Source organism: Melioribacter sulfuriphilus, assembly GCF_052656625.1.
The window spans coordinates 1-14084 of sequence record NZ_JBQXXK010000006.1 but is presented as its reverse complement, the minus strand read 5'-3'; the positions used below and the strand labels follow the sequence as shown (position 1 = coordinate 14084).

Here is a 14084-nt window from a genome sequence, read left to right as displayed (position 1 = left end):
CGTATCCCTCATCATTTGATACCAACCATAAGCTTTATTTAACCTAAAAACATTCTAAAAAATTATTAGAGTAAAAACTAAAGGAGTTTTTATGCACAGAGTAATGTGTATAGTATTCGTACTGTTTAGTCTTCTGTCTTTATCTACAAACGGACAAACAAGCGGTAAATTAACTATTGAAAAAGCAGTTTCATTAGCGGTTCAGAATAATCCCGAACTAAAAACTTTACATTATGAAATCGATGCGCTTGGAGCAGCAAAGATCCAGAGCGGTTTAATGCCTAATCCCGAGTTTGAAGTTGAAGCCGAAAATATATTAGGAAGTAAAGACTTCAACGGTTTCGACAACAGTGAAATAACAGCGGTCTTGAGCCAGGATATTTTACTTGCCGGTAAAATAAGTAAACGGGTTAAAGTTGCCGAAACGAACATCTCGCTGGCTGAATGGGATTATGAAACAAAGAGAATAGAAATTATTACGGATATAAGAAAAGCTTTTCAACAAGCTTTAGCCGTACAGCTTCTGATTGAAAAAAACGAAGAACTTATAAAAGTATCGAAAGAGTTTGTTGTAAATCTGCAGAAACGGGTTGATGACGGGAAAATTTCTCCGGCTGAGGTATCCAGGGCTAAGATAATTCTAAACTCTCTACGGATTGACTTGAACCGTTTGAAATCGGAATATGAAAATTACAAATCGGAGCTGCTCTCGCTGATTTATCAGCCGGATTTAACTATAGACGAACTCATTGGCGAACTTGAATACCCAGTTGATGTTCCGAGTTACGACTCACTCTTAAACCAGTTGACGAATAACCCGAAACTCAAGAGATATGAAAGTGAGTATGACAAACAAACCGCAATTGTAAATCTCGAAGAATCGAAGGCAGTCCCCGATTTAACAATAAGCGTTGGATTCAAAAGATTAAATGACGCAAAAGCCAACACATTTTTGGTCGGAGCATCGATACCGCTTCTTATCTTTGATAGAAATCAAGGCGCAATTCAGGAAGCAAAAATTCGCGTAGATCAAAAGCAAAGAGAATACTTTTCTGTTAAAAACAGATTAACTCTGCAGTTAAATGTTCTTTATAAAAGGTTGAACACATTAATAGAGACCGCTGCTCAGTTAAAAAGCGAGTCAATCCCGGAAGCGGAAGACGCTTTCCAAATAATTAAAGAAGGAAATCTTGTAGGAAGATTTGCCATTATTGACGTGCTGGATGCCGAAAGAACATTGTTTGAGCTTCAGAATCAGTATCTGAATATTATCGGGCAAATTCATTCAACTCAAATCGAAATTGAAGGACTAATTGCAAAGGAAATAAATTAAGGGATTAACGAAATGGAAAAGAAAAATAAATATATATTCTTAATTATTGGTATAGCTGTTGGAGTAGTTCTAACCCTTGCGGCGGTGACATTTTTTGGTAAAAGTAGTGAAGATGTTCATTTGGAAGAAGCCGGGCATACCGAAGAAGCAGGAGAAGAACATACCGAAGAAGAACTTGTAGCTCTTTCCGATACCGAAATTAACGAACTCGGAATTAAACTTGATAAAGTCGGTTCAAAAAAATTACAGATGCATACCGATTTAACCGGCGAAATTGTACCCGACCCGAATAAACTTGCTCACATTGTTCCGAGGTTTGCCGGTGTAGTGAAAAGCGTTTATAAAGAAATTGGTGATAGAGTTAAAAAAGATGAAGTGATTGCAGTTATAGAAAGTAACGAAAGTCTTGTTACATACGAAGTTAAATCTTCAATCGACGGAGTTGTTCTCGATCTTCATATGACACCCGGAGAATTGATCAGAGACGACAAACATATTGTTACCGTTGCTGATCTAAGTTCTGTTTGGGCTGAATTGACCGTATATCAAAAAGATATTGATGATATTAAATTAGGGCAGAGCGCTCAAATTTATTTTAACGATATTGAAAATGCTGTAAATGGAAAAATATTCTATATAAGTCCTACCGTAGATGAACACACCCGCACGGCAACGGCAAGAGTACGTTTGAATAATTCGTCCGGTTACTGGAAACCCGGTATGTTTATAACGGGGAAAGTACTTACCGATTTTGTTGAAGTAGATCAAGCCGTAACTCTCAACGCAATTCAAAACTTCGAAGGACAGAAAGTCGTGTTCGTAAAAGATGGTGAAAGTTTTAGACCGCAGCCGGTAACTATTGGAAAAACGAATACAAATTACGCCGAAGTGTTAACCGGTTTGAATGCCGGGCAAACTTACATTGCCGAAGGAGCTTTTGTAATTAAATCGGAATTGTTGAAAGAATCGTTCGGCGGCGATGACGATCATTAATTTTAGGAGGACTTAAATGAATAGAATAATAGATTTTGCGTTAAAAAACCGGCTGCTGATCTCTGTTCTAGCGATAGTTGTTTTTGCGGGCGGTTATTTTAGCTATAAAAATTTACCGATTGATGCATTCCCGGATGTATCTCCTTCGCTTGTTCAGGTCTTTACAGTTACCGAAGGACTTGCGCCCGAGGAAGTTGAAAAGTATGTAACTTTTCCTATCGAAACATCAATGAACGGGCTGCCGAATTTGGAAAACATTCGTTCCGTTTCAAACTTCGGTTTATCCGTAGTTAATATTTACTTCGAGGATGGGACGGATATTTATTTTGCAAGACAAGTTGTAAACGAAAGACTGCAGGAAGCTCGCGAGCAAATACCGGAAGGATTCGGCGACCCGCAAATGGGACCTATCTCAACCGGAATGGGTTTGGTTCTTTTTTATTATCTCGACGATACAACCGGTAAATATTCCCTTACCGAACTTAGAACCATCCAGGATTGGATTATTAAGTACCAGCTTCAAACCGTTCCCGGCGTTACCGAAGTACTCGGTATCGGCGGATGGGAAAAACAATTTCACGTAGTTGTAGATCCCAATGCATTGCTACGATACAATATTGCGGTGAATGATCTGGTGGATATAATTAAGAAAAACAATCTGAACGTAGGCGCATCATTTATTGAAAAAGATGCCGAAGAATTTTTAGTCCGTTCGGTTGGGCTCGCAACAAAAATTGAAGATCTGGAAAACATCGCAATAAAATCCGAAGACGGTACGCCTATTTATTTGGACCAAGTTGCGAATATTGAAATCGGCGGGGCGGTAAGGAGAGGACTTCAAACAAGAAACGGAATTGAGGAAGTGATATCCGGTCAGGTAATTAAACTTTTTGGAACAAACTCATCAACTGTAATCAGCGATGTTGAAAAAAAGATGGAAGAGATAAACAAAACTCTTCCCGAAGGAATAGAGATCGTTCCTTATTACGAGCAAAAATCACTTGTTGAAGCTGCCGTAAATACCGTCACCAATGCTCTATTACAAGGAATCGCACTTGTTGCAATTGTATTGATTTTGTTTATGGGATCGATAAGACCGAGTATTGTTGTTGCAGTTTCAATTCCATTTTCAGTTTTATTCGCATTTATCGGAATGGAGTATTTCGGTATTTCTATCAACTTAATGTCCTTCGGCGGGCTCGCAATCGCCATCGGAATGATGGTGGACGGGAGTATTGTACTTGTTGAAAATGTGGACAGGCTGAAACGGGAATCATCACCGGATGAAAATTTTATTCATATTGTTGCTAAAGCAAGTAAAGAAGTTCTGCGTCCCATTATCTTTTCTATAATAATTATTATTACTGTTTTCATTCCTTTGTTTACTTTACAGGGAGTTGAAGGTAAAACGTTCAGACCGCTCGCTTATACAATTGCTCTCGCTATGCTTGGTTCGTTGATCTTTGCAATGCTTTTAGCCCCGGTGTATTCTTCATTCCTATTAAAAAAGAAGAGGAAAAAAACTAATGGTGATAAACAGAAGGAGAATTTAATAATCCGGCTGCTGCTAAAAATTTATAATCCCGTTATTAAGTTTTTTGTAAAGAACCGGATTGCGGCGGTAGTTCTGGGAGTAATAATTATTATTGCAGGAATATTTCTTTACCCAAGGCTGGGATCGGAATTTACTCCTCAACTTCAAGAAGGTACTCTGATAGTAAAAATTACTATGGCTCCGTCCATATCCCTTAATGAAAGCAAAAAAACAACAATGCTTATTGAAAAAAGAATAAAAGAGATTCCAGAAGTTGACGAGACGATTACAAGAATTGGGCGAGGCGAGGTAGGAGCACATACAGATCCGATTAACAGCGCCGAGTCATTCATTGTGTTTAAGGATGAGAGTATGTGGCGAAGCGGTATAACACTTGAAAAACTGGAATCAGACATACGTGAAAAGATTGAAGGTTTTCCAGGCATACTTGTTAACTTCACACAACCTATTCAAATGTCGGTTGATGAACTTCTAGAAGGTGTTAAGGCCGAGCTTGCAGTTAAACTTTTCGGGGAAGATTTAAATTTGCTAAAAAGTAATGCCGAAAAAATAGCAGGGGTTTTAAGAACAATCAGAGGCGCAGAAGATTTACAGATAGACCAGGTAACCGGTAAACCGCAGCTTAAAATTACTGTCGACCGCCATGCAATCGCACGTTACGGATTAAATCTTGCGGATGTTCAACAGGTTATAAAAACTGCAATCGGCGGAGAAACTTCAGGACAAATTTTCGAAGGTATTAGACGGTTTGATATTTTTGTCCGCTTAGCGCCGGAATACAGGAATAACAAAGCGGTTATCAGTGAACTGCTGATAAGCACGCCGACGGGAATGGAAGTTCCGTTAAGCCAGGTTGCTGATATTGAAGAAATAGAAGGACCACGACAAATCACACGAGAGCAGAATCAACGTTTTATTACAATTCAATGTAATGTTGTCGGTAGAGATATCGGGGGTTTTGTTGAAGAAGCTCAGAAAGAAATAGAGGAGGAAGTTTCTTTACCGGTTGGTTATTACACAACCTGGGGCGGGCAGTATAAACTGCAGCAGGAAGCGAACAAACGTTTTGCAATTGTCATCCCGATTACTTTATTGATTGTATTCTTCTTGCTCTATTCCAGCTTCAATTCAATGAAGAATACCTTGCTGATATTTATAAATATCCCGCTTGCTCTTGTTGGCGGAATCATCGCGCTTTGGTTAACCGATCAAAACCTTTCAGTGCCAGCTTCAGTCGGATTTATTGCGTTATTTGGTATTGCTCTGCAGAACGGAATGGTACTCGTTACATATCTGAATCAATTGCTGCGCGAAGGAATACCAATTGATGAAGCATCGATTGAAGGTGCGAAACTTAGACTACGCCCGGTATTGATGACGGCTCTTACAACAATGCTGGGTTTAATGCCCTTGCTTATTGCAACCGGCACCGGAAGTGAAGTTCAAAGACCGCTTGCTACGGTTGTTATCGGCGGGTTGTTTACTTCTACTATACTTACGTTGATTGTTTTACCGGCATTGTATAAGTGGTTCCCGGTTAAAGTAAGGACAGGTGAAATGTAGACACTAATTTCACTAATTAGCACGAATACTAAATATATAATAAACCTCGAAGGTAATTCCTTCGAGGTTGCTCTAAGTAAGAAGTAAGATAGAATAATGGGAGAATAAAAATGAAAGAAATAAAAGCAATAATAAGACCGTTCAAATTAGATGATGTAATTACAGCTTTGCATAAAATTGAAGGACTGCCCGGAATTACAATTTCTGAGATCAAAGGTTTCGGAAAATCAAAAGCTAAGGATTCCGAGGATGCAATAAGAGAAGGATTACACGATTATGTTGAAAAAGTGAAACTGGAATTAGTTGTTCATAATGATATTGTCGATAAAGTTGTGGATACTATTCAACGAATTGCCCATACAGGCAACCCCGGCGACGGGAAAATATTTGTAGTTGAGGTGAGCAACACTATCAAGATTCGTACGAATGAAAGAGGAGAAGAAGCAATCTGATATGGACGCTTAAATAGGAATAAAAATGGAATAGAATAATCATGAATCTTTTATTGATTTGTTGCATCTTACTCTATAGAAATGATTAAATATTTATTAAAATATCGTGCGTTATCGGTAACTGTTTTAGTTTTAGCGCCATTATTATTTTGGTTCGTCTATTCTGAAATGGGACAGTTCACTATTGCAGATGAAATTCCGGCTTCACAAGATTATTGTGAACTGGTAAAAGTAATAAAAACTGAAACCGGTAAAACTGCGCTAAGTGATTTATCCAAACTGAAAGTCGGGAAATCATTTTTCCCCGCTTCTATTGACGGGATAAACATACAACGTAATTCATATAATCAATTAGATATTAAACATTTCTACATTCCGCAAAAAACCAACAAAATATATCTTTTCAACAGCACTTTTCTGATTTGATATTACTCCTTCTCGGGATGCACAGGCATTCTCTCTTTTCAAATTATCCCTTATATCTTAAAAGTATATAATAAAGCATATAATAATAATATTTATAATTTATAAAAAGTTACAAGGAGTAATACAATGTTACCTTTAAATAAAAAATGGTTTGCCGGAATTGCAATTGTTTTTGCAGTTCTGCTTGTATCTTTAACATTATTTGCGCAAGAGCATCCAAAGGAAAATAACTCTACGAATCATACTTATGATTCTTCTTACCTGAATACCAATGTTCCGGAACAGTATCGGCTTAATGATGACCAAATAAGCCGGGTAGATAAAATAAAAGCTGAATATGATGCATTAATACAACCGGAAATTGAAAAATATAATTCGGTTAGAGATGAATACTTTAATTACCGGCAGCAGGATGAAATCAGCAGACAACGTATAAGAGAATATCAAACCGAGTTGAGAAATATTGAAGATAATATCTACAGCTTAAAGACGGAAGCCGCAAATAAAATAAGAAATATATTCGGCAAAACTCAATTACCCTATTATAACAACTCAGTTTATGATAATTGGTGTGATATCTGGGGCTGGAATTACAACGGTTATATGGATTATGGAACGAGAGACCACGGATATATGGATTATGGATGGGGCTGCGCTCATCGGGATCACGGAATGAGAGACCGTTGCTGCTGGTAATATGATCAATAATTAATTGAGGAATCTCCCGCTGAATAAATCAGCGGGAGGGTTTATAAAATAATACTTGAATTCTTTAACCAATACAAGAAATATTATGAAACAGATAAAAAACAAAACCGCATTTACAATATTTATAATATTATTTATTGCGTCTATTGTTAATGCACAGGAAAATGAAAAATATAGAGTAATTGCCGGAATTAGAGTTAATCCATTAGTGATTTATGATTTTGAAGGTACAAGAAAAGAATTTGTACGAATCCACGGGGAAGTTGGTGCATTAGTTGATAAACGTACCTATTTTTCTCTTGGTTACACACCTTTTACAAACAGTATATACTCTTTTAATGAATATTGGTTTATACCTTTTAATAAACCGTTACCGATTTCGGCGGTTATTTCTGCGGAGTATATGTTTGATGATGAAAAACTTATACTTCAGGGTGGACCAAATTTCAAATTTAATGGTGGAAACGGATTTTTATTCCTTTTCACACCCGCAGATAAAATTGACTGGGGTCTTAAAGTTGGTGTGTTTATCCCAATAAACATAATATTAGGTAAGGGCTGAAATTTATATAAATATGAGTGAGCAAATGCTTCTCCCTGGGTAAATAATTAAGAAACAATGTAAAATAATTCAAAAAGGAGTAACAAAAAATGTCACAAACAAATTATGGCTTCTCAAAAGTAGTTAACCTCGGTTACGAAGAAGCAATTGAAAAAGTAACCGAAGAATTAAAGAAGGAAGGTTTCGGCATTCTAACTGAAATTGATGTTAAAGAAACACTAAAGAAAAAGCTTGATGTAGATTTCAAGCCGTATAAAATTCTTGGCGCTTGCAATCCGCCGTTTGCTCATAAAGCGCTTCAATCGGAAGAACAAATCGGCTTAATGCTTCCTTGCAATGTAATCGTTTATGTAAATGAGCAAAACGAAACTATTGTTGCAGTCATAGATCCGATTGCATCAATGCAAGCAGTAAATAATGATAAACTTGGTGAGGTTGCAGAGACAATTCAAAGCAAATTGAAAAACGTAATTGACAGTCTATAAATTGAACTGTTCTATACTTTGTGAAATTTCAGATTTGTTGTCTGTAAAACATCATTAATTATTTTTCAAATCTCAAAGGGAGGAAATAAAATGAAACATCTATTAACATTATTCTTTTCACTAGCATTACTAATTACAGTCAAAGCACAGATGCACGGAGGCGGGCACGGTAATTTCGATCCCGATTCATTAACAGAAACAACTTTATCGGGAACCGTCATTATACAGAATGATTTTCAGCATTCGCAATATTTCTTAGATACAAACAATGACGGAACCGAAGACTACTACTTAAATTTCGGACCATATTGGTACGAACCGGACAGTTCTAATGTAGTTAGACCTACAGATGGTGAACAAGTTACCGTTACCGGCGGCTTACACGAATCTACTAACCTAGAAATCAGCACCTTAGTTGTTTACGAAATAAATGGTGAGTTTTGGAGAGAGCCGTATTATTCATATTGGAATAATTTCGACGGGCACGGCAGCGGTGGTCATGATGGAGGCTGTGGAGGTCATACTTTTGGAACACGGCACGATACCCTTGAATATGTTTTAAAAGAAGGAACAGCATTGGTTGATACTACATTTTTTATGAATCATTACTATCTGGATGTAGATAATGATACCACTGTTGACTATTTCTTGAATTTTGGTCCTTGGTGGTACCAACCGGAATCAGGCGCTGTAAGACCTGAGAACGGTGAAACTGTCACTATTGAAGGTGGATTAATCGACGGAGTTAATTTTGATATTATCGTAGTTTATAAAATTAACGGACAAGTTTGGATTGATTCAAGCAATTTCAGAAATGGAATTGGCGGCGGCTGGATAACCAACGATATGAACGATCAAAGAAGATTTCATAATCCTTATGATGCTGAAGATCACTTTACGGTAATGCCGGGATGGAATCAAGGCGGCGGACATCATGGCGGCGGTATGATGCCTAATAATTTATTTACTCAAATGTTGGAATTATATCCTAACAATATTCCTAACGCACAAGGTCAGGGCGCTTTTATGGCTTATGAATTCGGTGCTTTCGGTGAAAACGGTAATAATATGTGCGGAGATGGTTTCAACAATCATATGGGATTCAGCAGTCAATCTAATTTCCAATTCCATTATAACGATATTCAAATTCAAGGAAATGAAGTTGACGAAAATTCTATTGAAGTAAAATATTGGGATGGAGCCGACAATAATTGGAAATCGATTAGCAATGTTTCAGTAGATCAGGAGTCAAACACCATTACATATTCAAGCGAAGATTTATATCAGTATGTAATTGTAACAGCCGACAAAGTTACCGGTGTTGAAACAAGTGATGGGGCTGAAATTCCATCTGATTTTGTTTTAAAGCAAAATTATCCGAATCCATTCAATCCGTCTACAACCATTGAATTTACACTTAAAAGTGCATCTGAAGTAAATTTAAGTATATACGATGTTTTAGGAAAGAAACTTACAACCCTCACTGATGGTATTTTACAAGCAGGAACTCATGAAGTGAATTTTGAAGGGCAGGATATTAGTTCAGGTATTTATTTCTATAGCCTAACAGTAGGAAATACTAAAGTTGTAAAGAAAATGACGCTTGCTAAATAATTTTATTAGCACCTCTCATGAATTGGGAGGTGTTTTTTAATTAGCCCTTTATTTGATTTATAACGGGAAAGATTATGTTGTTAATAAAATCGATATTTTTTATTTTTCCTTGCCGGACTTGCCGAAATTGGCGGCGGTTATCTCGTTTGGCTTTGGCTGCGTGTAGAAGGAAGTATCTGGCTTGGGTTAATCGGCGGAATAATTTTAGTTTTTTACGGAATTATTCCTACACTCCAATCCTCTCTTAACTTCGGCAGAATTTACGCGGCTTATGGCGGTGTGTTTGTGGTAATGTCGATTTTATGGGGCTGGACAATTGACGGCAAAGCCCCCGATAATTATGATTTGATCGGCGCTGCAATTTGTATTGTGGGAATAGCTGTCATTATGTACGCACCGAGGAGTGTTTAAATGAAAAATATAATTTATGAATCAACTATAAAATGCCCCAATTGCGGATTTGAAGAACTGCTGATAATGCCGGAAGATGCTTGTATGCATTTTTACGAGTGCGAAAACTGCAAGCAATTATTAAAACCTTTGAAAGGCGACTGCTGCGTTTTCTGTTCATACGGTTCGGTTGTTTGTCCGCCAAAACAGAAAGAGAATAAAGGTTGTTGAAAAAATAAAAGAAGGTAAGATGTCACAAGATCATTCGCATACGCACGAAGTAAAAGATTTCGGCAAAGCATTCGCAATCGGTATTGCATTGAATATTGTTTATATAGTTGTTGAAGTAATATACGGCTTAATAGTAAACTCATTAGCTTTGATTGCCGATGCCGGGCATAACCTTAGCGATGTTCTGGGATTAGTAATTGCTTGGGTAGCGAGTTATCTGGTTAAAAAATCCACAACTGAAAAATATACTTACGGATTAAAAAAATCTTCCGTACTTGCAGCGTTCTTAAACGCAATGATTCTTTTGGTCGCTATCGGAATAATAATTTGGGAAGCAATCGGGAGATTTGCCGAACCACAGCAAATTGAAGGAACCACAATTATGATAGTTGCCGGAATAGGTGTTGTGATCAATGCAGCAACCGCATTTCTCTTTTTCTCCGGTAGAAAGCAGGACTTAAATATAAAAGGTGCGTTTCTTCATATGGCCGCCGACGCCGGAATTTCTCTCGGCGTTGTAATAGTGGGAGTTGTGTTAACTTTTACAAATTTGTACTGGCTCGATCCGGTAGTAAGTATTGTAATAGCATTGATTATATTTTGGGGCACCTGGGATTTACTGAAAGATTCCACAAGCTTAGCGCTCGATGCCGTTCCTAAAGACATAGACAAAGAAGAGGTTGAAAATTATCTTAATTCTTTACGGGAAGTAGAGAACTTTCACGATCTGCATATTTGGGCAATGAGTACTACTGAAACCGCTCTTACTGTTCACGCAGTAGCTAAAGAAAACTGTCGCAGCAATGAGCTAATTAACAAAATAAGCGAAGCTCTCAGAGATAAATTCAATATAGTGCATACAACAATTCAAATAGAAGAACCGGGAGATAAAGATTGCAATCAGAATCATATTTAACGAAATCGACTTACCGAATTTCAAAAATGGATTGCTCCGCCGAAGAGCAGATGGTAAGAATGAAATTGGAAAGTTTGAGTAATATCAAAAAATTAGATTTCGATCTTACTAACAGAACTCTATCCGTAATTCATTCGGGTGATAATGAAAAAATAACCGAAAGTATAGATGAGTTGAATTTGGATTCATCTTTAATTGAATGCAAACCAATCGACGAGTCGAAAAGCATTCTCGCCGAAGAATCGAATCAGACCAAACTCTTGTGGACTGTTCTGATCATCAACTTTGCATTTTTTGTTATAGAAATGACAACCGGATTGATTTCAAAATCGATGGGACTTGTTGCCGATTCACTCGATATGTTTGCCGATGCCGCTGTTTACGGGTTGAGTCTGCTTGCAGTCGGTAAAGCGATCTCAAGGAAAAAGTTAGTAGCAAAGTTAGCCGGCTATTTTCAATTTACCTTAGCTGTAATTGGGTTTATCGAAGTTGTGAGGAGATTCATCGGATTTGAGGGCTTGCCCGATTTCCAAACAATGATAATAGTTTCAATCTTTGCATTGATCGGTAATGTCGCTTCGCTGATAATTCTGCAGAAAACAAAAAGTAAAGAAGCACACGTTCAGGCAAGTATGATTTTCACTTCGAACGATATAATTGTAAACGGCGGAGTGATTGCTGCCGGTATACTGGTGAGTTTGCTTAATTCAAAAATACCCGATTTAATTATCGGAGCAATTGTTTTTAGTGTTGTTATACGGGGTTCGTTTAGGATTTTGAAACTCGCCAAATAATTTTCATAAAAAGAATTCTAAGTTAATCGAAAGCGCCGAACATAGTAATGTCAAAGAACTTACCGATTTAGCTCTATCTGCTGATAAAGTTATTACATATTAAAGTAAACACAAGATAACCCGTTCAAAGTAATTGTCGTGTAAGAAATAGGAATATATGCATTGTAGATATTATTGCGATATGTGACTATAACAGATTTACTGCTTCTCTTAAGTTATCCTTCTGCAAATGGGAATAAATTTGAGTTGTTTTAATATTTCCGTGACCTAGCAATTCTTTAACAGCATAAAGAGAAATTCCACGTTGAACAAGAGCAGAAGCGAAAGAATGGCGGATCGTATGGAAATGAATTTTATCATTTAGTTTTGCTGCTCTTACTGCTTTCTTAAATTGTTTGCTTACAAAATCTTCATTTAACTTTATTCCTTCGTATCGAGAAAAAACAAGGGCGTCTTCAAACTTACCCAACTGATAACGGTTTTTTAGAATGGTTTGTACTTTTTGATGAATGGGGATTATTCTTTCACGCTTGTTTTTGGAATTGAATTCGCTTGAGTTTTTAACAGTGATGATATTTTCTGTGAAGTCAATCCAATTCCATTTCATATTAACTAATTCACCGAGACGCATACCGGTATAAAATGCGGTTGTAAAAATATCTTTCATTAGCTGCATTTGAGTATTGTTAAGAATAAGAATTAGTTCACTTTCTGAAATAAACACAGGAAAGGATTGCGGAACTTTGGGAGCTTTAATTTTATCGAAAGGATTAGCTTCAAGATAATTCCAAACTACAGCTTTATTAAATGCTGCTTTTAGGGTGCGGTGGTAAAGTGACGCTGAATGTTTGGAACTTGCTGAGGCTGAGGATATAAATTGATCAATGATTCTTGTTGATATATGAATAAGCGGTATATCTTTTATGTGTTTTTGTAAAGCTGCAAAAGAAGGTTTGACAGCTTTTTTAAGATACTTTTCTGAATAAGTATTGCTTACATAAGTTTTATATTCTTTAACGAAGCTACTGAGTTTTATAGAAACTTTTTTCTCTTTTGGTTCTTCCGGTTCAACCTTCTTTTCTTTTGGTTTAGGAGTAAAGGATTTTAGAAATTTTTCCGCTTCCCTTTTGTCGGTTGTCTTTGTAGAAATTTTGGTTCTCTTACCATTTACAAAATAGATAACTTGGTAATACGGTGATTTTGTATCTCTTGAAAGAAACATAATAATACTCCTTCAAGGATGTACCGACTATGTACCGACTGCCGAAAAGCTGGGAATTGACAGCAGGATTGCAGAAATCCCACTGTCTGTCACGCAGGAGGTCGCGAGTTCGAGTCTCGTCGGCCCCGCCAAGAAACTCGCATTAAGCGGGTTTTTTTGTTTTAAATGGATAAGACAATGCAGTGGTATACGTATATAATTTATTCTTCATCGACTGACAGATATTATGTTGGACACACACAAGATTTGACCCTGAGACTTGAACGACATAATTCTGGTAATAGCCGATCGACAAAACACGGCATACCATGGGAGCTTGTATACTTTGAAAGTTACTCATCAAAGTCAGAGGCGATGAAGAGGGAATATGAAATTAAGAGGAAAAGTAACGAATATATTTAAGCATTAGTATTCAGATTATTCAAGTTCATAAAAAATTTTTTAAGTAACTCATAAGTAATTATGCAACATTTTTCGATTTTCAACAGTGATTTAAGAGCATCTTTGATTTAGTGATGTATTCCATAGCCTTTAACTCAGTTGATATTCTGTCTAGTTCTCGGTAATGAAACTGCTACCCTTTTAGCCTGCTCAATTATTTATTTAGGATATAATTGTATAATATCTCAAATAAATTTAATTTGAATTTATACACTATTTTAGTAGATTTATTCATGTATCTATTTGGTTGTTGGAAAATTTACTTTAATAATAAGAAACCTCTGAAAAATTATCCAGAATTTAAAAACTTTTTAATGAAAAGCGTTGTAAGAGAATAAACAAAAAAGAGGAAAAGATGCGCAGCAATAAGATTAATAATATCGATTTGTTTACCCAAGC

Annotated in this window: 14 protein-coding genes and 1 pseudogene; 14 read left to right on the top strand and 1 reads right to left on the bottom strand. The window is 36.7% G+C overall.

Annotation, left to right across the window (positions count from 1 at the left end):
- The first annotated feature begins 91 nt into the window (after window positions 1-91).
- The 13 genes and pseudogenes from ACUN8G_RS08740 to ACUN8G_RS08680 all read left to right on the top strand — a co-directional run bounded on the left by ACUN8G_RS08740 (window position 92) and on the right by ACUN8G_RS08680 (window position 12022).
- Window positions 92-1333, top strand: coding sequence for a TolC family protein (locus tag ACUN8G_RS08740; RefSeq protein WP_437346690.1), 1242 nt, complete (start codon window positions 92-94; stop codon window positions 1331-1333).
- 12 nt (window positions 1334-1345) lie between these two features.
- Complete coding sequence (locus tag ACUN8G_RS08735) at window positions 1346-2326, top strand: efflux RND transporter periplasmic adaptor subunit (protein ID WP_437346689.1); 981 nt, start codon at window positions 1346-1348, stop codon at window positions 2324-2326.
- 16 nt (window positions 2327-2342) lie between these two features.
- On the top strand, window positions 2343-5444 hold the full coding sequence (locus tag ACUN8G_RS08730; protein ID WP_437346688.1) for an efflux RND transporter permease subunit: 3102 nt from the start codon (window positions 2343-2345) through the stop codon (window positions 5442-5444).
- A 110-nt stretch (window positions 5445-5554) separates the two neighbouring features.
- On the top strand, window positions 5555-5896 hold the full coding sequence (locus tag ACUN8G_RS08725) for a P-II family nitrogen regulator (RefSeq protein ID WP_437346687.1): 342 nt from the start codon (window positions 5555-5557) through the stop codon (window positions 5894-5896).
- Between the two features lie 168 nt (window positions 5897-6064).
- Window positions 6065-6322 (top strand): hypothetical protein, encoded by a 258-nt coding sequence (locus ACUN8G_RS08720; protein ID WP_437346686.1) that lies wholly within the window; start codon window positions 6065-6067, stop codon window positions 6320-6322.
- 126 nt (window positions 6323-6448) lie between these two features.
- Window positions 6449-7018 carry a hypothetical protein gene (locus tag ACUN8G_RS08715; RefSeq protein WP_437346685.1) on the top strand — a complete coding sequence of 190 codons (570 nt, stop codon included), beginning with the start codon at window positions 6449-6451 and terminating at the stop codon, window positions 7016-7018.
- 97 nt (window positions 7019-7115) lie between these two features.
- Window positions 7116-7592 carry a hypothetical protein gene (locus ACUN8G_RS08710; RefSeq protein ID WP_437346684.1) on the top strand — a complete coding sequence of 159 codons (477 nt, stop codon included), beginning with the start codon at window positions 7116-7118 and terminating at the stop codon, window positions 7590-7592.
- A gap of 89 nt (window positions 7593-7681) precedes the next feature.
- Window positions 7682-8077: a DUF302 domain-containing protein gene (locus tag ACUN8G_RS08705; protein WP_437346683.1), complete on the top strand. Its 396-nt coding sequence runs from the start codon at window positions 7682-7684 to the stop codon at window positions 8075-8077.
- A 90-nt stretch (window positions 8078-8167) separates the two neighbouring features.
- Complete coding sequence (locus ACUN8G_RS08700) at window positions 8168-9691, top strand: T9SS type A sorting domain-containing protein (protein WP_437346682.1); 1524 nt, start codon at window positions 8168-8170, stop codon at window positions 9689-9691.
- 99 nt (window positions 9692-9790) lie between these two features.
- Window positions 9791-10102, top strand: a pseudogene (locus tag ACUN8G_RS08695) (YnfA family protein); the annotation flags it as partial.
- A complete protein-coding gene (locus ACUN8G_RS08690; RefSeq protein ID WP_437346681.1) occupies window positions 10103-10312 on the top strand; it encodes a GDCCVxC domain-containing (seleno)protein in 210 nt (69 codons plus the stop codon).
- Between the two features lie 19 nt (window positions 10313-10331).
- On the top strand, window positions 10332-11228 hold the full coding sequence (locus ACUN8G_RS08685) for a cation diffusion facilitator family transporter (RefSeq protein ID WP_437346680.1): 897 nt from the start codon (window positions 10332-10334) through the stop codon (window positions 11226-11228).
- Between the two features lie 26 nt (window positions 11229-11254).
- Complete coding sequence (locus tag ACUN8G_RS08680; RefSeq protein WP_437346679.1) at window positions 11255-12022, top strand: cation efflux transmembrane domain-containing protein; 768 nt, start codon at window positions 11255-11257, stop codon at window positions 12020-12022.
- 187 nt (window positions 12023-12209) lie between these two features.
- Here the strand turns inward: ACUN8G_RS08680 and ACUN8G_RS08675 are convergent, their stop codons facing one another.
- Window positions 12210-13244 (bottom strand): tyrosine-type recombinase/integrase, encoded by a 1035-nt coding sequence (locus ACUN8G_RS08675; protein WP_437346678.1) that lies wholly within the window; start codon window positions 13242-13244, stop codon window positions 12210-12212.
- A 165-nt stretch (window positions 13245-13409) separates the two neighbouring features.
- On the opposite strand from ACUN8G_RS08675, the gene ACUN8G_RS08670 reads away from it, so the two are divergent.
- A complete protein-coding gene (locus ACUN8G_RS08670) occupies window positions 13410-13646 on the top strand; it encodes a GIY-YIG nuclease family protein (RefSeq protein ID WP_437346677.1) in 237 nt (78 codons plus the stop codon).
- Window positions 13647-14084: the final 438 nt, after the last annotated feature.

Coding starts and splice junctions, on each gene's coding strand:
- ACUN8G_RS08740 (WP_437346690.1), top strand. CDS start 92: ATGCACAGAGTAATGTGTATAGTATTCGTACTGTTTAGTCTTCTGTCT.
- ACUN8G_RS08735 (WP_437346689.1), top strand. CDS start 1,346: ATGGAAAAGAAAAATAAATATATATTCTTAATTATTGGTATAGCTGTT.
- ACUN8G_RS08730 (WP_437346688.1), top strand. CDS start 2,343: ATGAATAGAATAATAGATTTTGCGTTAAAAAACCGGCTGCTGATCTCT.
- ACUN8G_RS08725 (WP_437346687.1), top strand. CDS start 5,555: ATGAAAGAAATAAAAGCAATAATAAGACCGTTCAAATTAGATGATGTA.
- ACUN8G_RS08720 (WP_437346686.1), top strand. CDS start 6,065: ATGGGACAGTTCACTATTGCAGATGAAATTCCGGCTTCACAAGATTAT.
- ACUN8G_RS08715 (WP_437346685.1), top strand. CDS start 6,449: ATGTTACCTTTAAATAAAAAATGGTTTGCCGGAATTGCAATTGTTTTT.
- ACUN8G_RS08710 (WP_437346684.1), top strand. CDS start 7,116: ATGAAACAGATAAAAAACAAAACCGCATTTACAATATTTATAATATTA.
- ACUN8G_RS08705 (WP_437346683.1), top strand. CDS start 7,682: ATGTCACAAACAAATTATGGCTTCTCAAAAGTAGTTAACCTCGGTTAC.
- ACUN8G_RS08700 (WP_437346682.1), top strand. CDS start 8,168: ATGAAACATCTATTAACATTATTCTTTTCACTAGCATTACTAATTACA.
- ACUN8G_RS08690 (WP_437346681.1), top strand. CDS start 10,103: ATGAAAAATATAATTTATGAATCAACTATAAAATGCCCCAATTGCGGA.
- ACUN8G_RS08685 (WP_437346680.1), top strand. CDS start 10,332: ATGTCACAAGATCATTCGCATACGCACGAAGTAAAAGATTTCGGCAAA.
- ACUN8G_RS08680 (WP_437346679.1), top strand. CDS start 11,255: ATGGATTGCTCCGCCGAAGAGCAGATGGTAAGAATGAAATTGGAAAGT.
- ACUN8G_RS08675 (WP_437346678.1), bottom strand. CDS start 13,244: ATGTTTCTTTCAAGAGATACAAAATCACCGTATTACCAAGTTATCTAT.
- ACUN8G_RS08670 (WP_437346677.1), top strand. CDS start 13,410: ATGGATAAGACAATGCAGTGGTATACGTATATAATTTATTCTTCATCG.